Genomic DNA, 26,289 nt, shown 5'->3' on the forward strand with positions numbered 1-26,289 from the left:
CTTCACTGCATTCCGTGCTGAGGCTGGTAGGCCAGATCGTCGTCGGCACCTGCCACGTCGCGGAAATTGTTGACGGAAGCGAGGATGGGCGTGGGCGGCATCGGCGCGGCGACCACGGGCGTTGCGGGAGTCGTGCTGCTGCCGCCCACGCAGGCGGCGAGCAGCGCGCTGCCGGCCGTGGGCAGCAACATGGTGCTGACGGCACCCCTGAAGGTTTGCTGCAGCATCCTGCGCCGGCCAGGTGAGCAAGGGGGAATTCGACGGGGGTGTTGATCGTTCGGGTGCATCGTAGGCCTCTTGCGTAAAAGGCCCGATGTTCGTGCGCGTGCATGTCTGCGAAATGAAGCCGCAGCATCCCAAAATTCAGCGATCGGGAAACCTTCGGACTCCGTGATCTGGATCAAGCTGGTTCCCGGAACGGGAAACCTTCACATGGTCCAGCCAGATCCAGCCGGCACCGCAGTGCATGGCTCATTGAGTTGACCGGTGGCGCGATTCATGGTCCCGTCGTGTCGGCCACTGCCTGCCAGGGGCCGGCGTACAGGACGCCATTACGTTCAACCAGTTGACGGCGCATCGAGATGAGCCGGCCGCAGGCATTACACCTCGCCTGCGGGATGCCCGTATCGAACCCGATCTGGCGCTCGCCGCACCTCACGCATGGCGTGTCGGCCGCTGGGCGCACGCAGGCACGGATACGCGCGGCGAGCTGCCCTGACGGATCGAGCTGCATGCAGCGCGCACGGAATTCATCGACAAGCCGCGCCGTAATGGCCGGATCCGTATCGATCATCTCCGCGAGCTGGAGGAGCGGCAGTGGCAGGCCCAGACAACGGATGAGCTCACGCTGTCGCGCGGCACCGCGGTTACGGGTGAAGGGTGTGCCGGTACGGCGATTGAACTGGGTACCGCAGGCCGTGCAAAGAAACCGCGGAAAGCCGCTGACGCGCCCCTTGCGCCGGACATTCCGGTTGCCGCAGATGGGGCAGACGGGCAGCGGATCGGCCCGGGGCGAATGGATGGCATCAAAATCGTGCGTCAGCGTCGCCGACAGCGTCGTGTCTTCTGCGTCAAAACCCGCTTCGGGTACAACAGACTGCACCACCTCCAGGCCACCGCCCAGCCGGATCAGACGCGCGCAATGACCGTCAGGATCCAGTTCCTGCAGCCAGCGTCGCACCAGCCGGACGGTTTCGCGCACGGTATGCTTCATCACGCCGAGTTCCCGCGCTGCCTGTGAGCAGCTAAGCGGTTGCGGCAGCATTGCGACCAGTTCGTTGACCTGCAGCCGGAACGGCCGGTGCGAGAGTGGCGTTCCCGTCAGACGGCTGAAGTAGTGACCACATCGCTCGCATTGGTACGTCGGCAGCGGGCCGGTGAGCAGCCGCGCGTAGCCCTTCTTCGCGATCCGTATGCCGTCGCACCTGGGGCAACGCGGGACGGGGTCGGCATTCGGCGACAGGAGCGTGGCAATATGCGTCTGCAGGAAGCGGACAAGTGCCTGGCCGTCGTCCTGGCCTGTACCGGGCGCAGGCGCGACGGCTCGCAGATCGCTCATCGGCCCATGATCCTGGCCTCGGACTCTCCGGTAATCACGATCTCGGTGCGCCGGTTCTTCGCCTGGCCTTCGGGCGTGTCGTTGCTCGCCACCGGCTGGTCATAAGCGAAGCCCTTCGTCGTGATCCGCGACGGGGGAATGCCGCGCTCATCGAGCGCATCAGCGACGGTCGTGGCGCGTGCTTCGGATAACTGCATGTTGTACTCGTGCGTACCGACGTTATCCGTATGTCCCTCGACGATGACCGGCTTGTCGCTGCGTTTGAGCAGTACCACTGCGCGAGCCAGTGCAGGTGCAGCGTCTGCGCGCAGCGTGGACTGGTCGAAATCAAAGAGTACCTTTTCGGGCAGGCGCAACTGCACGCCGTCAGGGCCCTGTGTGACTTCGATACCCGTGGCCTGGTTCAGTGCAATTTCATGGTCGCGATCCAGTCCAGAGCACGCCGAAAGCAGTGCGAGCGCGCTGATGCAGGTCCCCAGCGAAAGCAGTTTCTTCAAATTGTTCTCCTTCAGGAATGGGGCACGCGATAGGCGTACAGATCGCCATACCCCAAGGTTGCAGTAAGGGGGTACGGGTCAGCCCTGTTTGTGAGTTGTTGCCGACGACGCGGGACTGGCCGGTACGGCCTGCTGGGGCGCTTCGTGCTTGACCGGCTGCGAATCGGCACCAACCAGAACCAGTTCGTTGCCGTTGACCTCGATCTTCACAGGGTCCGTTTTCTTCCACTGCTTCTTCGGAATCGCGAGCTTCCAGACCCGGTCCTGCACCGGCTCACGGAAAAACGCCACCACCCCCACGACCTGGGCATCCGGGTTCATCGGCTCGGCAAGGCTCGCGCCCGCGTCAGGACGCAGCACAACGTCCTTCGTGGCCACCAGGTCCGCCTTGAGCAGGTTGAGGTCGTCAGACTGCAGCTGTGCATAAGTCAGTTGTGCGAAGGTCCTGGCATCCTTGAGCTGGTAGAACCGGACCACCGTCGAAAGCGACTGTCCCTGCACATCCGCATTGATCGACGAGCGGCCCTTGAGGTCCACGTTCATGGTCTTGACCTGGGTCGTGAAGACCCACTTCGCGGCATCGACGGTGCTGTCACCCACCGCCTGACCGAGGCCGCAACCGGCCGTGGCCACGGCCGCCAGTATCGCGGCCGCGAGGCCGGCGTGGCGTGCCGCGCGTTTCCTGTTTGCGTTCATTGGGATACTCCCCTGTTCCTTTTACTGTTCTTCATGTGCCCGTTCCCCCTGCTCCGTTCCAGCGGCCGAGCTGCACGCGCGTGACACGTTCCGACCCGCGTGCCGCCGAGCCGGGCAGGGTTTCGAGTTGTGCCGTAAAACCCAGGTTGGCCTCGCGCGGCTCCAGCTTTGGTTTTGGCATGAGATCGGCGCGCACATGCATCTCCAGATCCGCGTCGCTCTCGTAGCCCAGATAGAACCGCAGCAGCGCCATGATCTCGCGGTGGGCGGGCTGCCCCGGGACGAGCGACAGCACCGTTTCGCGCAGCGCCGGCGTGATCACGATCCGGACCACGTTCGCCCGGTCGTAGAAGCCGCGGCCGAGCAGGCACTGCTCGCCGAGCGCGGCCGGCTCGAAATCGTTGACTTCGCGCCACACCGGGTGGAATTCCTCGACCGTGATCGAGGCGTCCGGGACGGCGTGCCGGAGCACGCCGGCCAGCCCTTCGGCCGTGCGCGTTCTCTGCATCGCGAGCCCGAGCATCGACAGCAGCCGGCGTTTGTCGGCCACCGCCGCGAGCCGCTGACGCGCGCTGATGGACTCCCCTGCTTCGCTGCCTGCGGAAGCAGGGACGCGCGCGGAGGTGCTGAACCCGAATCCGGCAAAGCTGAGCAGGTAGCGCGACACCGGGTCCGTGCCGTCCCGCCGGAAGCCGACGGGATACCGGTACTTGCGCGCGACGCGGTAGTACTGCGTGATGATGCGGTGATGGAAGAGGTCGAGGAACGCCGCCAGGGACTCGGCCCCGTCGCGGTTCTGCGCGACCTCGTCGACGAAGTACGCGGGCATGCGCGCATCGACGCCATAGAACCCGAGAAACGTCGTGACCACCGATGGTGGCACCGCCGGATTGTCGAGGTCATACCGGACCGCGTCGATCTCCCGGCCCGGAAAACCCAGCTGCGCGCGCGAGCGGAACCGCACCGGTTCTGCGGCGGGCGAATCTGTGGTGCCGAGCGGTGGCATGTCGGGTGCCGCCAGTTCGAGCAGTTCGCAAAATCGGATGAAATTCATCCGCGGCGCCTGATCGAGCAGCGCGGGCATCAGCGGCGCAGCGTTGGCAGGTGCGGCCGCCGGCATTCCGGGTGCGTTCAAAACGGCGCCCCCTCACCCTTCGTCTCGGGCCATTCGATACGCCGTCCCGTCGGTTGGGTCACGATCACGAGCTTCGTGTAAAGGTTCACCGTCGCATAGAGGCCGAGGAACCGGTTGAGCATGCTGCCAAAGAGCTCGAGATCGCCCTCGCCGGCAAAACGCCCGGCGTCGAGTGTCACCGTGATTTCCACGCCGCGCATCAGGCCACCCTTCACAAGCTTGCTGAGCGGCCGGTGGCGCACGTCGGTGATCGCCTCGATGCGCCTGCGGTTCAGCTCGCCCTCCGTCCAGTCATAGAGCGCGAGCGAGCCACGCAGAATTTCCGCGTCGAGCAGGGAGAGGTAGTTCGGCGACAGGTGGGAAAGCACACGCCACTGGTACCGCTCCCGGGTGGGGGGATAGACCGGGAGGGTAGGCGCCGTGAGGTTGCGTACCGCGCCGATGTTGGTGAAGCCGCCGCGCATGCGCGTAATCCCCGCTTCACGCAGGGCCTTGCGCGGCAGCATGCCGTTGGTGCCCGTCACCGACAGTGTGAGGATTTCCCTCGGCAGCGTGGTCGCCTGGTCCCACGCGTGGCCGCCGAGCACGAGCCACGTATCGAACCGCCCGGACGGGCCACGTCGCATGTGGGTGTGGTAATACCGCTCGGGCATGTCGTGGCGCAGCATGCCACCGCGATGCCTGAATGCAGCAAAAGGTACATACTCGAAGCGGCGGCCACGCTCGAAATACTCCACACCATCAACCGAATAGATGTCGATGAGCGAACCGGCCTCGGCCCGCGCGCGCACGCGGTATTCCGTCTCGTGCTGCGTGACCGTTACCGGATCGGCTCCCACCGTGAAAAGGTTGATGACCGGCGTGCAGTAGAGGCGAATATTCTCGGCAGTAAAGCGCATGTCGTCCGGATACGGTCGCTCGAGCACGACCTCGACGTCCACGGACGTGGCCGACGGGGGAAGCGCCTGGATATCGAGTCCGAGCAGGTCGACGAACATGAACTTCTCGGGGAACGTGAAATACTCGAGCAGCAGCTGGTAGCCGCCAAACGCATTATCGGCCTTGGGCCAGAGGCGTTCTTCGGCGGCAAAGCCGGCGGGCGCGAGACGCAGTCCTGACATCGCGACCGGCGCACCTGGCCGGTCCTCGGGCCAGCCGGGCAGGCGCACCTGCATCGCCACCGGCTTTGCCGTGAGCGCGGCGTAGAGGGACAGCGCGACAGGCCGGTCTGCGTTCAGGTACAGCCTCAGGCGCGGCACCTGCAGGCGATCACGCCCGGCCTGGGCCTGGATGTCCAGATGCAGACGGATAACCGAGCGCCCATCCTCGCGCGCATAGACGCCCGCTTCGGTAAGCGCCAGCGGATACATGTCGACTTCCTGCGTCGTGCGGTACACGCACTCGATCGTGGCATCGTCCGGGCCAGAACCGGTACCGACCGGATCGGAGGTGGCTTCCAGTCCGGCTTCGAGTGTTTCGTGCTTCTGCAGCGCGCCGTGCTCGGGGATGAGTTCGAGGATCGCGAGCGACGGGATCATGCGCAGGTAGTGCGGCCACAGCATGCTTACGAGCCCTTCCGTCAGCTCGGGCAGCTCGTCGTCGAGCTTGTGGCGCAGGCGCCCCATCAGGAAGGCAAAGCCCTCGAAGAGGCGTTCGATATGCGGGTCGCGCTCGCCCACACGGTCGAGGTCCAGCTCGCGTGCGCGATCGGGGAACGCGCGAGCGAATTCTTTCCCACCTTCGCGCAGGTAGCGCATTTCCGCCTCGAAGTAGCGCAGGATCTCGTTGTCGCGGGTAGATTCGGTCATGATCGGCAGGTATCAGTGGTTGATGGTTCCGGATTCCAGACCGCGATCAGGAAATCGCGCGCGCCGCACGGAATTTCCTGGTCAAGACGCGCCTGGTCACGCTGACGGACCCGATGCTTCATTGAGGAACAACGCCTGCGGGAAGCGCGACGGTTGAGTGCTTCGCCGCCGCGATGGCTGCCTTGGGCAGCGGCGGCGGCCCTGAGGGCGCGGGCTGCCTTGCGGCGGCGAAACTGCTGCGATCCACGAAGATGCGCGAGGGCAGCACAAAGCCCCGCAGTGCGAGCAGCTCCATCGGCCCTTGCCCCACATCCGTGTGGATCAGATAGCGCAACGGATGCGTCATGTCCGGGGGGGCAGGCGCGAGCGGTTCACGCGCCACCTGCGCGGCGAGATCGGTGAGCCCATCCACTTTCGTCACGCCAGACTTCGGATCGGCGTTTTCCGGCTTCGCCTGCCACGTCAGCTGATACGTCGCACTGTCCATTGGCTCGACCTTTGCACGCTCGAGCAGACGCACGAGCGCCCAGCGGCCCGGGAATTCAAAGCCCTTGTTCGTACCCGCCGTGTCCGTCTGCCATTCGAGTCGCGTACCGGCCTTCTGCGGTTCGCTCGATGGCCATGTCATCGTGCTCCAGGATTCCACCTGGTTGTAGTAATGCAGCGTCTGCCCGTCGAGCGTGAGCAGCGTGTCGGTGATGCCCGGTGTCGGCACGGGTTTGAGCCCGAATACGAACTGCGGCTCGCCTTGCGCGAGCATGTGCCCCGCGATCTGTTGAAGGGTATTGATGGCCTTCAGGAACGCCGGATCGAATGCGCGTGCGGTGCTGGCCGACCCGCTGCCGCCGCCACCGGAGGATGGCACCCACTGGTCGCCCTGCAGCTGCAACGCTCCGGCGAGCTGCGTGGAGAGGAATGTGTCGATCAAGCCACCCTGCGGGCGCAGGAAGCGCGCGAGTTCCGGCAGCGACGCATCGTTGGCGGTGCTGGCAAACGGATAGCGCCCTGCAAACGAACGGTTCCACGCGGCGACGATCGTCTCGCGCCATGCGTCGTTCAGGCTCGCTTCCGCGGGTGCAAGCACCGTGCGGGTCGCCTGCGTGACCGGCTCGACGAAGAGCGAATTGCCCATGCCGGCCCACTGCTCGCCCAGGCTGGCCGCGATGAGTTGCGCATAGCCGAGCGTATCGGAGAGGTCCGAGCCCTTGCCCTGATAGAGCGCCTGCGCGACCTGCCGTGCCTGGTCGTCGGAGTCGGGACTGTCGCTGATCTGCTGCAGTTTCAGGCGCAGCGTCGTCACCCGTTCCGTGAAGCGCTCAAGGCTCAGGTCGCTGGCCGGGGACGTGGCGTTACCGTTACCCTGGGCAACAAGCTTGAGCACCGGACCGAAGGAGGCGCCCAGCGGGCCGGCGGGATCGGCCTGTGCCGGCTGCGGGGTGTCGTCCTTCTTGCCGAAGAAGTTCTGGGCCTTCGTAACCAGCGCGTCGGAAAGCGTTGCCTGCTGCGCGCCGGCGCCGCCCTGGTAAGCAAGCGACTTCATCAGCGCAATGAGCGGAGACTGGCGTGCATCGGCGATGAGCTTCAGTTGCCCGACGGCGGCCGGCAGCGTGGGAGCGGCCGCACACCGGATGCTGTTCATGAAGTCCTGCCAGTGCTCGGTGTAATCGGAGAAGTAGTGGGCACGCAGTGCTGTACGCAGCTCGTCGGGTGTCATGGCCGTGCCCGCCTGCGAACTGCCAGCGTTGCCGAGTACCCAGTTGCCTTCGACGCCATTGTGTTTGGCGGCGTCGTCGATTGCGGCTTCGATGGAGCCCTCCCAGGCCTGACGCGTAAAGACGCCCGGAACCGTCGCCGACGTCGAGAAAAGTCCGCGCGTGTCCGTGCCCGCAGTCACTGAGGCAAGCGTCTGGTCGGGGTACTTGTGGCCGACCGAGTCGAGAATGCCCTGATAGATCGTGTCCTCGGAGTTCCTGACGCCGATGATCGCAAGCAGCGTCTGGCGCGCGTTGCCCACGAGATCCTCGCGCGGCTGGATGCGCCAGTCGGGATGCGTGGGAAAGTGCTGCGCCCAGAAACCCAGCAGCTGCGCGGACAGGTCGAGTTTTTCTCCGGGGCGCAGACCGGTATCCAGATTCCAGTGCTGCCCGAGCTGGGGCGTCATGAAGGCGGGATCGGCACGCTGCGGATCGGCCATCATGAGGTAGGTCTTGAGCGCCTGCTGGCCGTCCTGCGCGACCTGGCTGCTCTGCGTGTCGACCTGGGCCGTCGACATCTGACCGAGATCGACGAGCTGGCCTTCGATGTCCTGCTGGACGGGGGCGACGAGCAACGGCTTTGCGGCGCGCGCGTAGGGCTTCCACAGGGCATCGAGTATGGCCCGGTCGTGGTTCAGCCCGAAACGGGTCAGCAGCGGCGTATGTTCCTGCACGCGAGCCTCATGCAGCCCGATGCGCTGCTGGAGACCGAGCAATGCGCGCAGGCGGCCCGGGGTATCGCCCGCACGGTTAAGCGCCTGCAGCGACTCGTTCGTGAGCATGACCTCGTGCGCGTTGTTCATGCCCGAGGCGAGCATGCCCACGCTCCAGATGCCGATGAGGACCAGGGCAACCGTCGAGGCAATCGTGACGGGATTGGACCAGGTACGGCGGCCGGGCGTGTGCCTCGAGGCGTCAGCGAGATAGCGCCACAGCGGTAGACGGCTGCTGCACGAAGCGCCCGACGAGCTCGATGCGGTTGCACCGGCAACGACCAGAGGAGCGAAGAAGGCGCCGGCTACCGGCAACGGGCGACGCTGCCAGTCGGTCAGGCCCGCGATCCAGCGCGCGAGTGGCGCACTGCGGACGTCGAGCCGCGTGGACAGATCCGATGCGTAAGCGTCGTCGCCGTTCGTCGCCAGCTGACGCACGCTGCGGTCGGCGAGCTGGTCACGCAGCCCGAGCAGCGCCGTTTCGATGGCGCTCACGTTGAGCGGGCGCGTGAATTCGCAGCCCGTCACCGGCGTGTCGAACCGATGAACAGCATCGGCGCCCGCGACATCCAGAACGTAGACCGGCGCCGACCAGTGCAGCAGTTCGGTCATGCGCGCAAGGCGGATACCCCACTGGTTCTTCTCGCCCGATGGGTCTAGCAACGGCGTCCGGTCGTCGAGCACGAGCGCAATCGCATCGAGCGGTCGCATGCGTCGCGACGAACGGAGCTCGCGCAGCCACAGTTCGTCCGGCCGGTCATTCGCATCCAGCCCACCCCAGAGCAGGACGACGTCATCCGTGATGATGAAACCCTTCTGGGCCAGTTCCGGCATCCAAGCGGTCACGGCCGCGGCGTCACCCGCGACCAGCACCCACGGCTGGACGTAGGCCCAGAGGAACCAGCGCTTCTGCTTCAGCTGGAATTTCAGTTCTTTCGCCCAGTTGACGACCTGCTCTGCCCGGCTCTTTGCCGTCACCGCTGCGGGATCCGTCTTGCCGGGTGGTACGGCTCCCTTGTCCTGGGACGTCTGCTGGACCGCGTCCCGCTTCGCCTTGCGTCGTTGAAGAAGAAAGCCGAGCCCCGCGAGGACGAAGAGCCCCCCGAAAATGAGAATGGCCTTGAACCGGATGATCCAGGCGAGAATATCCTTCGGATCAACGGTATAAAGAAGCACGCCCGCGATAATGCCAATCACCGCAGCAGCAATCAGAATCCGGCCCAGGATGTGTTTTTTTTCGTTGTTCAAACCGTTGTTTCCTTTTGAGGCAGGGGCAGGATCGTGCAGAGATGAAGAGAGTCGGCTGTGGGTTCGCGCCAGACAACCAGTTGGGGTCCTGCACCGCGCATCGCTTCCATCGCAATGGCGAGTGCAATCCAGCCACTGGCGGGCCCGGGCAACCCCAGGGGTTTGTCGAGCAGGCGCTCGGCCGCAGAATCCTTGGGGTCCTGCGTGACTGAAGAACGGATCGCCGTCGACTCACCTTCTTCGCAACGGGTGAACCACGCGAGCATCGGGCGTTCAGGCGACACCTGGTAATCCTTGATCTGGGTGAGCCCGGTTTGTAGTGCGTCGGGCGTACTTGCCATGGGGCGGAAAATGGCACCGGCCTGCGGTGCATCCGGCTCAATGAGAAAGGCCGCTGCCCCCTCGCTGAACTCGTGGGTTTTTTTCCCATCTGCCCAGAACTGCGCGGCGACCACAATTCGCGTAGCCGGATCGACCCGGTCCACCAGATCGGTGATCCACTGCGCGCCGCTGCTCGCCGGCTGCGGATCGATGTGAAACGTGACGCCTGGAATCGTGCGGCCAAAAATATACGTGGCGCGACGGGTCCAAGACTCGACGTGTTCGAGCGACGCTTCATCGAGCATGAGGGTGATGGTGACTTCCCGTCGGGTTCGAAGCGCCTCGGCAAAATGCATGGCAACGTGGTGCAGCAGCCTGGTGCACCGGAACGTGGCGGGGCGATTTTTTCCCAGCTCGAATTCGGCGGTACGGTCCTTCCACGACGGCAGGTCAGCTTTCGGGTCGGCAAATTTGCCGACCTCCTTTGTGGCCGCCGGGTATGCCACGGCATCGACGACGCACAAGCGGCGGCGGCTCCAGTCACGCCATAACCCCTTAAGCCGATGCCGCTCCTTTTCGACTTCCTCAGCATCGGTCTGTTCGTCCTCCCACTGGTCGAGCTTAAAACCGAACGTCAAGGCGCAGGCGACCAGCGGTGCGCCAACCAGCGTGGCCCAGAACAAAAGCGTATTGGTTGGCTTGCCGTGCGGCCAGATCATGAGCACGGCGCCCGCGGTGCCCAGTGCAAGGGTACAGAGTGTGGGAATCCACACGCGCAAGGAGATCGGCTTCGGATATTCGATTTCCGGGAATGTCGGAATAGGCCAGGACATGGGTCAAATGTGGTTCACGAATCACTTTACGGCTGACGCGGAGCCGTTCCCAAACCCGTCGGCTTTAGTCTGTCGTCGGACTTCACCCAACCCCTTGCGCCAGCGCCATTTTTTTGACTGAAATGGACAAGGGAAACATAACCATCGAACTCAGGGTGCGAATCGACCTCCCCGTTCGGCAGGACAAATATGTCAGACATCGTGTCTCCCTCGTCGGGTGCGCAATGGAGCTGCAGCCGATCACGAACAGTTGCCTTGCACTCGTCGCCGTCGCCTGGCAGCAGCACCTCGGACTTGCCCTGCGTTCAAGCGTGTTGCAAATCGTAGCGGGAGTCCCGCCGGGATTTGGAAAAGGCGAGGACATTGCTGACACACGTCAACATCAACGCGGGGACCCACAACCGAACTGGCACATGACTACCGCTGGATCGTCGTCCGGGGCATCAAAACCGCGTCGGGAATGCCTTGGATTCCGCATCACAGCCGCCTATGACTATCGGAATAGCTGAGGTTGATTTGTCGAGCGCCGCTATTTATCAACAAGGGTTTTCAAATACTCAACTCGCTGCTTGGTGATCGTGACAAGACAGTCTTTCGTAATCAGACCAGATCCAGCACCTTGAGCTTGCGAGGCCTCAGCTGCAATATAACCATTGCATTGCCGCTCCCTATAGTTAAGCCAAGCTTTTTGCGACTGTTCAAATTCATTCTTGTATTGCGTAGATGAATATATTTTCTGGTAAATGATATTAAGATCTTTCTTTAGCCGACCTGGATTTTGATCGGCGCAAGATAAATCATCACACACATTCCCGCTTTCGATACACGCTTTAGCAAATGAGCTCAGGGGTAACAGAAAAATCACAAGAAAAATTAATTTTTTCATGACGATTTCAACGGACAAATAAGGTGAAAATTGATTTCGATAACGCTTTCATCCCATTTTTCAATAAATGCTATTGCCCAAATTCGGCAAGCTGCTTTCTGATCGAAGAGGCAGTTTTGAAAGGATATTCGACTGGTTTTCCGTTTACCACCCCATCGAATCCTTCCCCAAACCGCTCAGACAGACGATCCAGTCGGAAGAACGCTGTATCAGAAATATCCCCAACGTAGCGATAGGCAAAGACTTTGTAACGGACCACTGTTGAGTCTTTAGCTCCGTCCTGCCACTTCAAGAGGGCTATAACGTCGCGATTCTTCGTATAGAAGACGGTGACAACTTCGGGAGTTCCGTTGTCTGCTCCATATGCATCGATGACAAAAGGCTTCTTCCCCGTGCATTGCCAGTTTAGGCTCAGCTGGTATTTGTTGATGTCATCCGGATTGTAACCATATCTCGAAACCATCAACTTACATCCAGGCTGAATTGCGTCTGCCGAAAGTACGTCAGGCGACGCACGTTGAGCTAATACACTGACAGGACTAATCGCTAAAAATAGAGAACAGACAAGTGTGATTTTTTTGAGCATGATCATTATCTTTTCTGGGTAATTACTTGCCCTGGGGCGGTTGCGTGGTACCTATTGTCTCTTTTATTGCCGATTTTATTTCCAAGATATGTCTGGCGTCACAAAAATCCAACGGAGAATATTGAAAAGAGCATCCAGCATCGGCGTGAGAGTGCTTAATTTCCACGTTTTCGAATGGATGATTTGATATCGCAACTAGAGATTCGGCATGGCAGCCTGTCACGCTTACTCGTACATATAAATTGTCTTGTAACCGCTGAACCGATCGCCTAAGAATGTGAAACAGAATTTCCCATTCTTAACCATGCCGTGCGTGAAGATTGAACCCAAGATGCAAATTCGATTGCTACTCAAGCTATAAGAGAGCTCGCCGGCATGTTTAGTCACGTAACTGTTCTTGAGTGTATGGCCGGAATACGAGTCAATCGGAAGCGGATAGACTACTCCAGTATATGTATCAATTAACATAAGTGAGCGTTGAAAATAATTGTCGGGCCCCTCTTGAATTGGCAAGAGTATGTAGTGGAGAAAAAAATTCGGCTTATCTTCTTGAAGAGAAGATTTAATCGACTCAATATGACGTTGATCGCAAAAATCAATGTTGGAGTAACGAAAAGAACACTCTTCGTGAGCGCAAGTTATCCTGACATCCGTAAATGGATGATTTTCTGCATGACCAGAAATTGAACCTTGAGCATTCGCTCCGCAACACAAGCATGATAGAATTATATATAATCAATGAGGTGATTTTCTTCATAATGATTTAATTGCACTGGGACGGCGCCATACCTAACCCTGTTGGCCGCAATTGATTGGATTTGCCCACCCATGCACATTGGTATTGTTTTTTCAGTTGACGTATACCACTAAGGTGTAAGCCTTGTAGTATTGGTGCGCGTCAGTTCTCCCACATGAAAGAATGAAAACACCATTCATCTTGCATCTCTTGTTCGGCGCTGACTCGTCATATTGAATAAGATTGTCCGGTGCCAGGTACCGTCATCTTTTTTGACAGAATTTAATTGTGTCAGTTATTGGTTTAATGCTTTTGGTGTCATCGCTCAATACGAATATTCTTTCTCTGCACTCTTCAGGAAGCGTAGTGGTCTGTTCGATATGGTACTGAGCAATCAGCATCTTGCTGTTGGCGCGACTAACAAGAGTGCTCGTATATTCATGGCTATCGGATATTTTCTGGGAATGGCCGTCTGCGTTGGAGAAGATGTCCAGCGTACTTGAATCGGTCCCACTCGATAAGTCCGAGAGCGTGTAATATCTGCATCCAGCCCCACAACTATGAAGTCCGATGTAATATTTTCCTGCAAAATTGATCTCCAACGGAGCTACCAGTTTCCCCATATCATCTCGCCATCCATCGTCTGTTTTCTGATAATAATTCGGGATCTTCAATTGACCCTTATAAATTTCAGTTGTGTAGTCCGAGAATTTTGGTGGCACGCCTTTTTCAGCGACGCTCTTGTTGAGAGTCATCTTGCAATGCGTGTCGGATACACCATTCGGATCTTCTGCGCTTAAGAATGTCCAAACAGACATCTTCGGGTTGAATGCAATTGCCACTTTCCCATCATCAGTCTGATAGAAATAACTGCCGCTTGTCGCAGGGTGTCGAACACCATTAATTGTTATTGATGCCCCGGGGTCGCGAGTGTCGATCGTGACCATTCCATATTGTCCGAAATTACAACTACAAGAATGACCTAATATTACCGCGTCTCCAGTAGAGTCAGCGAAGGTCGATGCCGGGTAGACTGCAATAAAAAATAATGCGAGGAAGGTCCAATTCAGCACTCTCTTTGCCATATTACCCTCAATCTATTTTCATCGTGGTAAATGCTCGCCTTACGTGCCACTGCTCAAGCTAATCCGATATGGCTCGGGGCGATATTTTTCCAATCCCGGTGTTGTTCCGTGGTAGTGGATGGCATTCCCCGTTCCATAGCGAGGTCCCGACAATGCATTTATCCAAGGCAAATTACTAGGCGATGAAAAGAAGGGATTCGCGTAATTCAAGTTAGTTCCAACGGAAGACTCAGCCCCATTGGCACGTTCACGCAAATAAGAATCGACAATATCGTTGACTCGCTGGCTTATCGAGCTTACAGGGATTTGTTCAACTGATGATCGGCCGTGCTGGTTTCTAGCAATTGGTCCGCTAATATCAGAAAACTGATTGTACTGGTTGACAACTTCCGAAACAGTACTTCCGAAATGATGGTTCGGTCCAAGCTGACCTGACGCTACGCGGTTCAATATCGTGTCGATGACTCCCTTCGCCTGCATGTCCCCTGCAAACTGCACCCACTCTGTCTGCAGAGTTTTCTTCAAATCGAGAACGTCTTTCGACGTCAAGATGAGAGTGTGAGCGGTATCAGTGTTATTAAAAAAATTCCCCGCTAGTCCGATCGGATGGATATGCCACACCTCAGGATCTGAAGGATAACCCTTCACGGCTTTTGCCTGATCCCACCATTGCAGCTTCTTGATCCGCTCCATCTCGGTTTTCCAGATGGGCTTTCCGGCGTCACCCATGATCGACAGGAGCTTTTCCCACTTGCTCATGTCGCCGCCCCACTCACTTTCGTAGCGGACGATCAAGTGTGAGACGGCTTCGGCCAACCACGGCACATTCAATGCGTTCTTCAGATCGGCCGGGATCACGTTCCCCTTGCCGCTACCCTGACGCTTCGCAGCCTGCTCAAGCTTTCCGATCAACAGCCCCGCATTTACTGTCGCTGCGACAACGCGAAACTCCTCTTCTTCGCCGTCGAGCAGTTGCTTCACTTCGTAAAGGTTGCGCCGGTACATATCGAGCAGCGGAACGCTGGTCGTATCAACTGTATCGAATCCCGGCCACGACCACGGACTTTGCCACTCCGTATTGGGATGATTCTTTTCGCAGACCCAGCCGGAGATAGTATTACCGTCGGCATCACCGGCCGTGATGGACCACCATTGCGTACCCTGCTCGTCCACCGCCTTGCCCGAATCGAATAGCTGGTCAAGCTGGGCGCGAGAGAATACCTGTTGATATCCGACAGCCGCGGACTTCGCATTGGCTAGTAGCAGTGGAAAGTCTGTCCAGGTCCGCACCATCGAAGTGGCCGCCTTTCCCGCAAACTTGCGCTCGACCCACACCGGCTTGCCCACGGGTGTCCCCGTAGGGTGACTAGCGTGATGGGCGTGGCCTTGCCCATGGCTGTGCGCGGCGGCTTGTGTCGGGTACTCGGTCGGCTGCACCTTTGCCCAGTTGCCCTTGCCGGGATCGCCCTTCGCGGGAACAAGCGTCTTACCGATAACCGTAGGGATGTTTTGTGGATCCGCAGGTTTGACAAGTTGTGCCCCCTGCTGGATCACCAGCATCGTCTTTCCACTGTCAGGGAGCTGCTTCGCGCGATCCTGACTCTTGCTGATGAAGTCCTTGATCTGCACCCCGGTGAAGACTTCGACATGAAGCATGGGACGCATCGGCTGGGGCGGTAAGATTTGAGCGTGCGTCGAGTTCTCGTACTCGCCCAGGTAGCCCACCACGTCCCCAGCTTTGACCGGATATGGCTTGTCGAGCACCACTACCGTATCCAGCGGCTTCGGATCAACGACCGTATCGAGTTCATCGAGATTCACCCACCCCGTCGCAGCGCGCGGATCGGGTGTACCGCCGGCGACGGCAGCGACAGGTGTACCCGAGATGATCGTCGCGATCTGCGCCCAGCCGGATGTTGCGGTGCCTGTCACGCCGAGTTCGCCTCCACGCGGCAGCAATCCGATAACCGTCCCTTTGACCCGGTCCAGAATGCGAACGCCCTGAGCGCTCTCCGGCGCACTTGCCGTGTTCCCTGCATCGCCCGACGGCAGGGCATATCGGAGCGTCGGCTTACTTTGCCATGTGAGCGCTTCCAGACTGCCAGGAGACGGACCCGCCGCAACGCTGTCGAGTGGCAGGCAGTTTTCGAACTCTCCCGCCGAATCTGCATTGGTGGAATTCAGATCGAACCGGAATGGTGTGTTGAGCTGCGGGGGTTGCGCCTGGCGATCGTTAGCCTTGCTGCCGACGCGGTAGTGCTTGTCACCCTCCCAGAATGGGAGTGAATGGATTGGGGACGCTGCCTGGCCGCTGCCGCTGGCTTCTGCTGCCTTATACCCTGCCCAATCGAGCTGGTGCATGTAGAGGCTGTAGAACTCCATCACCTCATCGGCGGGCGGCTGGTAAGCCTGCGGGGTGCTGGTGCCACCGGCGGATGCCCCAGAAGCGGGTGCTGCTGGCGTCGTCGAAGAAGCGCCTGACGCGCCTGCGGGCGTCGACGGCGAAGTTGAAGAGGTACCTGCCTTCTCAGGCGCAGGAGGTAACACAAGCTCATGACGCACCAGAACAAACCCGGTGGAATACAGCGCGTAGCACGGTGGTGTTTTTGGATAGGTCAGTTCGGGATAGGTCGAATCCAGGCGATAGGCCACCACTTCGCCATCGGCAATGACCTTGACGCCATCGTCCTGCTTGAGCACGCCACCCGTGGCGGCATCGAAATGGATGCCACCATGAATCATTCCATTCGAGCCGAGCGGATAGAAGCCACCGTCCGCATTGGAGAGAGCCTTGAGCCAGGTCTGCGGGTCCGCCGGGTTGCCGCTCTTGGGCGCAAACGGAAAACTCCAGTTCAGGGGCTGCCACTGTGGTGGCGGCGGAGCGGTAGGTGCAGCCGGGGTCGCGGGATGCTTGGGGTGGCCGTTATGTTTCGTCATGGTTTATTGCACCCCTGTCAGTTGGAATAGTGGTCCGCGCGATTCTGGGGAATCGTTCCGGTGCCGTGGGGCAGTATCGGATTGCTGTTCATCGACGCCGCGCCCTTCTTCTGGATCGTGATGACCTTGAAGAACAGGTCCGCAGGGCCACCCAGCGTGATGTTGCCGTCCTTGAGCTGGACGAACGCGCCACCGCACTCGAGAACCAGTTCGTTCTTCGCGCTGACGCGTACCGTGCCGTTGACGCTCGTCACCGACACATCCTGGTCGGCGAACATCGACATCGCGTCGCTCTGGGCCTGGATTTCGACAGGGCCTTTTGAGGCGAAGATCTTGATGCCGAGCTTCTGTGCAAACAGGGAGAGCTTTTCGCCCGCTGCGACCGTGAAGCGCTTCACCACGCTCCAGTCGGCGTTTTTGCCCGCGGTGGCGGAGATGCTGCCCTCTGCGGCGAACTGCATGCCCTGGCCCGTCACGAGCGCGGCCGACGACGGCGTGCTCATCAGCATGCCCGGTTGCTTCAGGCCATCCAGATCGGTTTTGATCTGCTGCTGCGCATCGGTGTCGGCAGGCTCGGCCTTGGCGCTCGTCGCTGACGCGGCAAGTGCCTTCGCCGTGGCCAGCGCGCTTTCGAGCTGCGCGATGGTCTCCTGCATGTCGAGCTGCTTGCCGGTGGCGCCCGGCCGGTCCCAGGTCGTCAGATACAGACCCTTGCCTGCCCGATCCACCCCGTAGCCCGAGGTCCGCAGCTCGTAGCCCTCGCCGCGCTGCGTGAGCTTGCCATCGACCAGGTAGCCCATGTTCAGCTGGGTCTTGCCCGAGTGCTCGGTGGAGAGCTTGATGCCTTCCTGGCCCTTCCAGTCCTCCATGCGCAGCTTGTTGTTGCTCTGCGTGCGGATCGTGTTGCGCGAGAGCCAGCGACGATCGCTGGTGACGAGGTCGCGGGCCTGGCTATGATGGTGGAAGCCGCTGATTTCGGGCTTGTCCGGATCCCCATCTCTGAAGGTGATCTTGGCCTCGTCGTTATCCAGCGCGACGAAGTGCATGCCGGTCTGCAGCTTGCCGGCGAAGGGTTTGGCCAGCCGCAGCGGCACGCTCTCGCCGCCCTTGGGCCAGTCGCCGAAGTCGGCATCGAGCCGCACGACGTAATAGCCCGCGGCGTTCAGGTAGCCATAGGTGTACTTGTCCGGGCTGCAGACCCGTGCCGACAGTGTGCCGGCGATTCTGGCCCATTTAGACGGCTCAAGCTGGAGCCTGAAACGCCGGTCGGCAGGGATCGCCTTGTACGAGTTCGAGTAGGGCTTGTCGCGCGCGCCGCGGTGCGTGATCTCCGTGATCACCTGACCTTGCGGTGCGTCCGGCAGCACGATATCGGTCTCGAGCACGCGCGCGCACTGCAGCGCGACGATATTGCTCTCGCCCTCGTACACGATCTGGCGCGCGAGCACCACCTCGTGGCGCAGCTGCGCTTCCCACTTCGCGCCAGCCTGGTCCAGATGCCCGGTGCCGTAGATGTACGGCTGGCCGTAGGTGGTGGAATCTTGCGGCGCGACGTTGGCCTCATCCTTGAACCGCTCCCACGCGCTCTCGGGGTTGTAGTCCGCGACCATGTAGGACTGCGGCACGATCTCGGTGTGGGTCTTGAGCGTGCTGATCGCTTCCACGCCACCGGCTTCGAGGCCGGCCGCTTCGCGGTACGGCGCGATCAGTCTCGGGTCGTAAATGTAATGATCGATGTCGTCGCCGAATACGATCTGGTCGCCGTACTCCGTCTCGACGACGTAGCAGTAGATGCCGGCCTTCTCCATGAGCATGTGCGCATAGTCGAAGTCGGTCATCTGGTACTGGAAGCGCCACAGCAACTTCGGATAGTTGCCGCGCAGGCGAAACAGCATCTGGTGCTCGCGGATGCCGTGCGCGCGCAGAAGCTTCTGGAGGATCTGGGGGATCGTGAGGTGCTGGAAGACCGCGGTGTTGGTGCGAGCCTTTAGGCGTGCGAAGTGCGACGTGAGGACCATCGCGTACTTCGTGTAGTCCCTGGTGGTCTGCACGGTCGACATGCGCCCGATGTAGCCGGAGAAGGTTCGCGGCACGCCGTCGTCGGGGACTATCTTGAAGCAGGCATCGCGATTCAGATAGTCCGCGCGGGCGAGCTGGCCGGGGTGCGTCACCTCGATGGTGATGACGTTGGGCTCGCCCATCTTCTCGGTGGCGGTAAATGACACCACCGAGAGCTGCGCTGCGCTGTCGGTACCGGGCACCTCCAGAAAGTACGCCTGGCGGCCCGGGATGGTCGTCAGACTGGTTACGAACTGCCTCGCTTCGTCATACAGGCTTGCCATTTTTGTTCGCTCCTCACCTGATCAGCACTGCTTCGGAAATGCTTTCGGCGTCGTCGCGCACAAACGATGACTGCGCACGCAACGGCTATTTTGGGCGAGGACATTATGCCGATTCAAACCGCGCGTGAATCGATGAAGATTCCATCAGGCAACATTGATTGCTCTTAATCAGAAAGTGGCAATCATTAGCTCTTGAATCTGGTTTTGAGATGGGCGGCGTGCTAAATATCACCGGCCAAGCGAAGCCGGGACAGATCAGGCATGGAACAATGAGCGCAAGCGTCCAGAACAGCACTCCGCGAGACCAGCAGACCACGATGGCCGGCACGCTCATGCCCGAGTGTGTGCGCGTGGACGCGCTACGCATCGATCACGATCTCGCTACCCTCGACCGGATGCTCGGCAGCCAGATCGACGCCATCCTCCATCACCCCGCGTTCCAGACGCTCGAATCAGGATGGCGGGGCCTGAAGTTCCTGGTCGACCGCACGGACTTTCGCCAGAAGGTAAAGATCGAGGTCCTCGACGTCCCGAAGGAAACCCTGCGGCAGGACTTCGAGGACGCCCCCGATCTGACCCAGAGCGGCCTGTTCGTCCAGACGTACACACAGGAATACGACACGCCAGGGGCCTACCCCTTTGCCGCGATCATCGCAAACTACGAGTTCGACGCCGGCGCGCCGGACATCGCGATGCTACGCAGTCTGTCAAAGGTAGCGGCCGCGGCACACATGCCATTTATCGGCGCGGTTTCACCGGAGTTCTTTGGCCGCGCATCGATGGAAGAGGTGACGGGGATACGTGACCTGCCCGGCTACTTCGAGCGCGCGGCCTATCTCAAATGGAAGGCGTTTCGGGAAACAGAGGATGCCCGCTATGTCGGACTCACGCTGCCCCGGTTCCTCGCGCGGCTGCCGTACGGACCTGACACCTCCCCCGTGCGCGCGTTCAACTACACCGAGGATGTCCGCGGCGCTGGGAGCCGCGCGTTCGTGTGGGCAAACGCAGCGTTCGCCTTTGCCGTGAACCTGGTGAGAAGTTTCGTTCGCAATGGATGGTGTCTTCAGATCCGGGGCCCCCGTGCAGGCGGTATGATTCCCGATCTGCCCGTCCATCTTTACGATCTCGATACCAGTCGTCTGGGCAAGATTGCCACCGACGCGCTGATTCCCGAAACCCGTGAATTCGAATTCGCCGGGCTCGGCCTTATCGCGCTGTCGTACACCAGCAATCACGACTACGCGTGCTTTTACTCTGCGCATTCCACGCAGAAACCCGCTGTCTTCGACACACGGGACGCTTCAGCCAACAGCCGCATCAACGCACGTCTACCCTACATCTTCCTGCTCTCGCGCATTGCGCACTACCTGAAGCTGATCCAGCGCGAAAACATCGGCACCACCAAGGACCGCCGCCTGCTTGAGCTTGAGCTGAACAACTGGATCAAGGAACTCGTCACCGAAATGAAGGATGCAGGCGACGAACTGCAGGCGTCCCACCCGTTACGCGACGCCCGTGTTGAGGTACAGGATATTGAAGACAATCCCGGCTTCTTTCGCATCGCACTCTTCATTGTTCCGCACTTCCAGATCGAGGGCATGGACGTGAGCCTGTCGCTCATGTCCCAGATGCCCAGGGCCAGACATCGGGATCTGCCTACCTCCCCCACCTGAATCACAACCCCTATTCACGATGGAAATAACGAAACCCCTGTGGGCGCGCGGCATTTTCATGACGCCGCAGCACTTTCAGCAGCAGGCGCTGTGGGAGCAGTTTGCCAATGACCAGATTGCCCGCCTCGCCAGTCCCGACGCCTGGGGCGTGATCGCCGCTGCGCTGGATGCGAAGGCGCTTGCGGTCGACCGGCTGCAGCTCGTGACGCTGACGGCGCGTTTGCGCGATGGCACACTCATCGACAGCGAGACCGCCGACTGGCTGCCGGGAGCACGCAATCTCGCAGATATTCCCGCCAATGTCGATGCGGTGACGGTGCTCGCCGGCGTGGCCCTCGTCGACCCCAAGGGGAACAACTGCGTGGAGCCCGGCGAGAAGCCGGCACGGCCGCGGCGCGTCACCCGCGAACACCTGCAAGTCGTCGACATCAACGGCGAGGGAAAGGAGGAGATCAGCGTCGAGCGTCAGGTCGTGGCACTGCTGTTCGACTTCGAGAAACCGGACGACTACGTCACGTGTCCCGTCGCACGTCTCGTGCGCACGCCGCAGGGCCGCTTCGAACAGGATGAGACGTTTGTGCCGCCGTGCCTGTTCCTGTCAGCGAGCACGCGGCTCACGCAGCGCGTGCGGCGCATCTCGGAGATCCTGACGGCCAAAAACGCCAGTCTCGCGGTGCGCCGCAAGGAGCGCTCGGACCAGATCGCCGACTATGCGGTCTCCGATGTGGCGCTCTTCTGGCTGCTGCATTCAGTGAACAGCACGTGGCCGGAGCTGGCACGTCTTGCCCAGGCGCCCGACCAGCATCCCGAAAGGCTTTATGCCGTGCTCGCGCGGCTGGCCGGATCGCTCCTCACGTTCTCGACCACGGAGACCTTGCAGGCCATTCCCGCGTACGATCATCGCGCGCCGGAACCGGTATTTGAAGAGCTGGAATCCCTGATCCGCGCACTACTGGATGCCGTGATTCCTTCCCGGGTTGTACCCATCACGCTCGAACGCCTGCGCACCTCGATGTGGCGTGGCCAGATCAACGACGAGCGCCTCACCGAGGATACCGACTACTACCTGTCGGTGCGCGCGTCGATGCCGGCTCACACGCTGCTCGAGCAGTTGCCGAGACTGTGCAAGATGGGCGCGCCCGACGAGGTCGAGCAGGTCGTCAACTCGGCGCTCGCCGGTATTCCGCTGCGTCCGGTATCGCGTCTGCCGGCGGCCATTCCGGTGCGCATCGAAAACCAGTACTTCGCCGTGGACAGCACGGACCCGGCGTTCGCGCGGATGATCGCCGCCCGGACATGCCAGATCTATCTGCCGGCGTCGATTCCCGAGGCCGAGCTTGAGCTTTATGCGGTGCTGCCGTCATGAAGATCGCCACCGCCAAACCCGTCCCGGACCTCCTGCCCGTCGCCTTGCGCGATACGGCGCATACCGTGATGGAGCTGCGCAGCGTCAACCCGCCATCGCTCGACGATCTGCGCAGGCGATGCAATGCGCAGGTCGTCGCGCTGCGCGAGGAACTGCAGCGACGCGGCCATCCGCGCGACGTGATCGACGATGCGGCCTATGCGCAGTGCGCCCTGCTCGACGAGGCGGCGTTCAATGGACTGGGTGACGATGCACGCGATGCGTGGGCGCGCGAGCCACTGCAGGTGAAAATGTTTGGCCGCAACGATGCCGGCGAGGAGCTGCTGCGGCGCATCGGCCAGCGTCTGCGGGAACCCAGGCCCGTCCTGCTCCTTCTCGGCATCTTTGCTGCCGTGCTGGACCTCGGATTCAGGGGCCGTTATGCAGAGAACGAAGCCGACGCACGCACGAAGCTCGTCCGTGCAATCGAGGACCGTCTTGCGCGCGCCATGGGCGGCAACGCAGGCCCAGGCGGCCCGGATCTGTCTGGCCCGGTCGTGGTGAATCCGTCACGCTGGCGCCGGCGGCCCCTCTCGCCGCTCGCGTGGGTCCTCATGGCGTGCATTGCCGCGGGACTCGTCTGGTTCGCCATCGACCGGTGGCTGCTGTCGTCGATCGCCGGCATGGCGCACTGAGGCACATATGCGGACAGGACCCGGACTCTTTGAGCGGATCACGGGGCATTTTGCCGATGGATCCGTCGTAAGCGACTTCACTGTCGAGGACCAGACGTTCCTCTCGGTGCGGGACAACGTCGAGCGCATCCTGAACAGCCGGCGCGGCTCGCTTGCCCACCTGCCGGACTTCGGGCTCGACGACCTGTCGGAAATCTACCGCCATCTGCCTTCGTCGACGCACAAGCTGCGCAATGCCATCGAATCGACGTTGCTCAGGTACGAGCCGCGCCTGAGGGCGGTCGAGATCGAGGTGAATACCCCGGAGCCCGGCATGATGGTCAGCTTCACGCTGGCCTGCCACCTGCGCCATGAAGGGCTCGTGCGCTTTGACACGGTGTTCACGCCGGACGGCAAAACCCGCCTCAGGATGAGGCAGGCCGCGCTTGACCGGTATTGATGTTTTTTCAACCCCACCAAGGAGATTGGCATGGCAACGATGCTGGCAGTCAAGGGCAACAAGACCACGACCGGAGGCGAAGTGCTGGACGGCGACGAGGACTTTTCCGACGAGAACGGAGCCCTCGCGAAGAACGGGGGCCTCGCGTCGTGCGGGCGCTGTGGGCACAATGGCCCGATGCTGGGCACGGCGGAGAACTGGGGGCTGACGGGTGCGACGGCCGTGAAGGACAACGATATCGTGGCGTGCCAGTGTCCGCGAGGTGAGAACCGCGTCATCGCCCGTTCGGAGTTCTACGACGAGTAATCCCCATCCGACGATGCCGCTGGCACGCAACCAGCGCAATCCGGTAGTGCGCCGGCGGGCACTGAATGAACAGGGTCACACGAGAATCGGCACCTGGTTTCCGCGCCTGCCCTGCGTGCGTGCAATGCGGCGGCTCTCATGCGCGCAGTCGGGGCACCAGCTGCCGCGCCAGACGCTGTTGACTGACGCGTGCCATACGTGTCCTTTCGCGCACTGCCATTCGATCTTGCCATGGGCGCCGGGATAGACCGTCGACAGGCACTCGCCGCCGCGCGAGCGCGCAAGATCCTGCATCTGCCCGATCGTGCGTGTGCGGGCCTTCACGGCGCAAAGATGGCACCATTGCCCCTTGCTGACGCGAAACCACGGCGCCAGCCAGGTGTGGCCCTCGGCGCATTCCCACTGCAATGGCGCCTCCTTGTCGACGTAGGCCGACAGGCACCGACCTCCGTGCCCGGCCGCGGCGCGTTCGAGTTCGTCCTGCTGTGGCTTGATGCGTTCGAAGTGACACGTCTGGCACCAGTCACCGCGAAGGACGTTTTCGAGGCAAGCGAACCACGTATGCCCGGCTTCGCAACGCCAGTGCATTTTCTCGCGATTGTTGACGTAGCGGCGCGACAGGCAGACGCCTCCACGCTCAAGGGCAATCGTGCGCGCCTCCTCCAGCGAGTGCGTGATCGCGCGATCGTAGGCACAGTCAATGCACCAGTGCCCCATCCGTACCGCCTTCGCGAGCATCGGAAAGCGGTGGCCGGCCGCACACCGGAATTCAAGCGGGATCTTGTAGCCCCGGTAAGCGGTGGACAGGCACGCCCCACCCCATGCGGCTGCGACCTCGCGCATACCGTTCAGCACCACGTCGGGATAGCCTGCTGCCCCGGCGCCGCCGCGACCAGGCAACCCGGCGATCGCGCGCTGCACCCGCCTGCGGGTCGCAGCGGGCACGTACGGTGACCATGCGGAACCGTTCGTCACAAGCACTCCTTCTGCACGTTACGCGCACACGCGGGTCACGATGGCGAACCCGGTCACTGGCCCAGCGAAAGCATGCGTGCCGGATCCAGCACGGTCATCTCGCCCTGCAGTCCGGCAATCCGGCGCGCGAGCCCGGGCTTGTCCGCATCCTTGCGGTTGCTCGCGGCCTTCAGTGCCCGGAGTAACTGAAGCTTGACCTCGAACACCAGCGCGGGATCCCAGCGCACGAGCGGCAACGAAACCGCGGCCGCATCCAGTTCGAGCAGCAGCGCCATCGCCGTATCGGCACGCTCGGCATTCTGCGCGAGACGCGCCATCACGAAGCGCTGCAAAAACCGGTGCCGCTCTGTTTTCATGCCGGGCAGCCCCTCGAGCCACGCGAAGGCCGCCTCGATGCCATCTCGCGCCATGAGATCCCGAGCCTGCGCCTCGATTTCGGGCCAGTCGCCTGCACCGCCCTCCTCGCTGTCGGCCGACACGGGCAGCGGCGCCACCGTCTCCCCGGCTTCGAGGTCACGCACAACCGCGTGCCGTGCGATCCACTCCAGCGTCGTGTCGTCCGCGAACGGCGTGCCGTCGTTGAACGACAGCCGCTCGATGCCGGGCAGCCGTTCGAGGAAAAGCGCGAAATCCGCGCGCAGCAGCTCGCGCCATGCGCTGTACGGCGCGCCCGCATGATCGAGCGCAATGTGCTGGAAATACTGCAGGTCGAACCACAGGTGATTGACGCCCTCCATGAAGGCACCCTCGACGCGCTCGAGCAGTTCGTTCCACTGCTTCTGCAGCACGAGCCGCTTCATCTGCGCGCGCAGTTCCGGGCGCGGGCCAGCAAGTCGCGTATGCGAGGCGGCATCCGCCGGCGGCACCTCGTGCAGGGTGTCCCAGCGAACGCAGCGTACTAGCCGCACCGACGGCAGATAGCCCTGCTCCTGGTCGCGTAGCCAGGTCGCCATCGTCCGCGCCTGTTCCAGCAGATCACGCGTCGAAGCGATCGCGCCGGATGCGGGCGCGCCAGTCATGGGTGATGGAGTTGCCTGCACCGTGTCGGCGCCGCCACCGGCAGATTCCTCCCTGCGATCGAACCGCGCGATGAGCGGCTGCAGGTTCGGTCGCGCCGCCTGCGCCCACGTCGCTGTCTGCGTCACCAGCACGTCAAGTGCGGCCAGTGAGCGTTCCAGCGCGCGTTCGCGCTCCGGCGATGCAGCGTCCCTGCCGCTGTCGAGCAGCTCGATCATGCGCGCGGTGGCCAGCATTTCCAGCGCACCCCTCTTTGCCTCGGCGCGCGCGGGCAACACCGCTTCTCCGAACTGCTCGACGAGCGCAGCGGCCAGTTCCAGCCCGTCCGCAAAACCTGCGGGGCCGTCCTGCCTTAACCGCGCGCCGGCATAGTAGCCGGCAACCCGGAGATCCTTGCCGGTTTCCTTGAGCAACTGCTCGCACGAGCGCACGATCAGTGCATCGTCGATGCCGGAAAGCCGGGTGGCCTCATCCTTGAGCGTGAAAAACGCATCCTCATAGCCGGGGTCGCGTCCCACGCCATGATCCCCTGGCAGGGGCTGCAGCCAGGCGCTCCAGGTATCGAGACGCGAGCGGGTGAGCTGCTCCGCATCACGCGACGGAAACAGTGTCCTGAGCAGACCGGAAAGCATCAACAGATCCTCAACAGGTAGAAGCAGGCGGAATAAAAAAGCAGCGCCGGGGCGGTACCTCGCCCCGGCGCA

At 61.4% G+C, this 26,289-nt stretch carries 20 protein-coding genes; 5 read left to right on the forward strand and 15 right to left on the reverse strand.

Annotated elements, in window-relative coordinates; all coding sequences use genetic code 11:
* Positions 1-2: 2 nt before the first annotated feature.
* The 13 genes from BAC01S_RS19725 to BAC01S_RS19775 form a co-directional block, all read right to left on the reverse strand.
* Complete coding sequence (locus BAC01S_RS19725) at positions 3-227, reverse strand: hypothetical protein (protein WP_027796311.1); 225 nt, start codon at positions 225-227, stop codon at positions 3-5.
* 269 nt (positions 228-496) lie between these two features.
* A complete protein-coding gene (locus tag BAC01S_RS19730) occupies positions 497-1,558 on the reverse strand; it encodes a DUF746 domain-containing protein (RefSeq protein WP_084168686.1) in 1,062 nt (353 codons plus the stop codon).
* A complete protein-coding gene (locus tag BAC01S_RS19735) occupies positions 1,555-2,055 on the reverse strand; it encodes an OmpA family protein (protein ID WP_027796313.1) in 501 nt (166 codons plus the stop codon). The genes BAC01S_RS19730 and BAC01S_RS19735 overlap by 4 nt, the downstream gene beginning before the upstream one ends.
* 78 nt (positions 2,056-2,133) lie before the next feature.
* Positions 2,134-2,751, reverse strand: coding sequence for a type VI secretion system lipoprotein TssJ (gene tssJ, locus BAC01S_RS31950; protein WP_043202937.1), 618 nt, complete (start codon positions 2,749-2,751; stop codon positions 2,134-2,136).
* 31 nt (positions 2,752-2,782) lie between these two features.
* Entirely contained in the window at positions 2,783-3,871 is a 1,089-nt protein-coding gene (gene tssG / locus BAC01S_RS19745) for a type VI secretion system baseplate subunit TssG (RefSeq protein WP_027796314.1), read from the reverse strand.
* An 11-nt stretch (positions 3,872-3,882) separates the two neighbouring features.
* Entirely contained in the window at positions 3,883-5,694 is a 1,812-nt protein-coding gene (gene tssF, locus BAC01S_RS19750) for a type VI secretion system baseplate subunit TssF (RefSeq protein WP_027796315.1), read from the reverse strand.
* Positions 5,695-5,812: 118 nt separating this feature from the next.
* Entirely contained in the window at positions 5,813-9,409 is a 3,597-nt protein-coding gene (locus tag BAC01S_RS19755) for an ImcF-related family protein (protein ID WP_027796316.1), read from the reverse strand.
* Positions 9,406-10,563: a hypothetical protein gene (locus tag BAC01S_RS19760; RefSeq protein ID WP_027796317.1), complete on the reverse strand. Its 1,158-nt coding sequence runs from the start codon at positions 10,561-10,563 to the stop codon at positions 9,406-9,408. Before BAC01S_RS19760 ends, BAC01S_RS19755 begins: the two co-directional genes overlap by 4 nt.
* Positions 10,564-11,092: 529 nt before the next feature.
* Positions 11,093-11,449, reverse strand: a complete 357-nt coding sequence (locus BAC01S_RS34005; RefSeq protein WP_084168689.1) for a lysozyme inhibitor LprI family protein — start codon at positions 11,447-11,449, stop codon at positions 11,093-11,095.
* Positions 11,450-11,519: 70 nt separating this feature from the next.
* The gene (locus BAC01S_RS34755; RefSeq protein WP_156954477.1) at positions 11,520-12,035 is read right to left on the reverse strand and encodes a hypothetical protein; all 516 of its coding nucleotides are present in this window, start codon (positions 12,033-12,035) and stop codon (positions 11,520-11,522) included.
* A gap of 999 nt (positions 12,036-13,034) precedes the next feature.
* On the reverse strand, positions 13,035-13,856 hold the full coding sequence (locus BAC01S_RS35645; RefSeq protein WP_245616628.1) for a hypothetical protein: 822 nt from the start codon (positions 13,854-13,856) through the stop codon (positions 13,035-13,037).
* A gap of 39 nt (positions 13,857-13,895) precedes the next feature.
* Positions 13,896-16,793 carry a cell wall hydrolase gene (locus BAC01S_RS19770; protein WP_027796318.1) on the reverse strand — a complete coding sequence of 966 codons (2,898 nt, stop codon included), beginning with the start codon at positions 16,791-16,793 and terminating at the stop codon, positions 13,896-13,898.
* A 17-nt stretch (positions 16,794-16,810) separates the two neighbouring features.
* The gene (locus tag BAC01S_RS19775; protein ID WP_027796319.1) at positions 16,811-19,135 is read right to left on the reverse strand and encodes a type VI secretion system Vgr family protein; all 2,325 of its coding nucleotides are present in this window, start codon (positions 19,133-19,135) and stop codon (positions 16,811-16,813) included.
* A gap of 317 nt (positions 19,136-19,452) precedes the next feature.
* On the opposite strand from BAC01S_RS19775, the gene tssC reads away from it, so the two are divergent.
* Genes tssC through BAC01S_RS19800 form a run of 5 tightly spaced genes read left to right on the forward strand, consistent with a single transcriptional unit; the run spans position 19,453 to position 23,593 of the window.
* Positions 19,453-20,808: a type VI secretion system contractile sheath large subunit gene (tssC, locus tag BAC01S_RS19780; RefSeq protein ID WP_027796320.1), complete on the forward strand. Its 1,356-nt coding sequence runs from the start codon at positions 19,453-19,455 to the stop codon at positions 20,806-20,808.
* 19 nt (positions 20,809-20,827) lie between these two features.
* Entirely contained in the window at positions 20,828-22,174 is a 1,347-nt protein-coding gene (gene tssK, locus BAC01S_RS19785) for a type VI secretion system baseplate subunit TssK (RefSeq protein ID WP_084168693.1), read from the forward strand.
* On the forward strand, positions 22,171-22,848 hold the full coding sequence (locus tag BAC01S_RS19790; protein ID WP_027796322.1) for a DotU/TssL family secretion system protein: 678 nt from the start codon (positions 22,171-22,173) through the stop codon (positions 22,846-22,848). Before tssK ends, BAC01S_RS19790 begins: the two co-directional genes overlap by 4 nt.
* A 7-nt stretch (positions 22,849-22,855) precedes the next feature.
* The gene (tssE, locus tag BAC01S_RS19795) at positions 22,856-23,287 is read left to right on the forward strand and encodes a type VI secretion system baseplate subunit TssE (RefSeq protein WP_027796323.1); all 432 of its coding nucleotides are present in this window, start codon (positions 22,856-22,858) and stop codon (positions 23,285-23,287) included.
* 30 nt (positions 23,288-23,317) lie between these two features.
* Positions 23,318-23,593 carry a PAAR domain-containing protein gene (locus BAC01S_RS19800; protein ID WP_027796324.1) on the forward strand — a complete coding sequence of 92 codons (276 nt, stop codon included), beginning with the start codon at positions 23,318-23,320 and terminating at the stop codon, positions 23,591-23,593.
* Positions 23,594-23,668: 75 nt separating this feature from the next.
* Here BAC01S_RS19800 and BAC01S_RS31955 read toward each other — a convergent pair whose 3' ends face one another.
* Together BAC01S_RS31955 and tssA are read right to left on the reverse strand one after the other, a co-directional pair.
* The gene (locus BAC01S_RS31955; protein ID WP_156954478.1) at positions 23,669-24,568 is read right to left on the reverse strand and encodes a zinc-ribbon domain-containing protein; all 900 of its coding nucleotides are present in this window, start codon (positions 24,566-24,568) and stop codon (positions 23,669-23,671) included.
* 53 nt (positions 24,569-24,621) lie between these two features.
* Complete coding sequence (gene tssA, locus BAC01S_RS19810) at positions 24,622-26,217, reverse strand: type VI secretion system protein TssA (RefSeq protein ID WP_043202944.1); 1,596 nt, start codon at positions 26,215-26,217, stop codon at positions 24,622-24,624.
* Between the last annotated feature and the right edge of the window lie 72 nt (positions 26,218-26,289).

The sequence above is a fragment of the Paraburkholderia acidipaludis NBRC 101816 genome (assembly GCF_000684975.1).
GTDB classification, from domain to species: Bacteria; Pseudomonadota; Gammaproteobacteria; order Burkholderiales; family Burkholderiaceae; genus Paraburkholderia; species Paraburkholderia acidipaludis.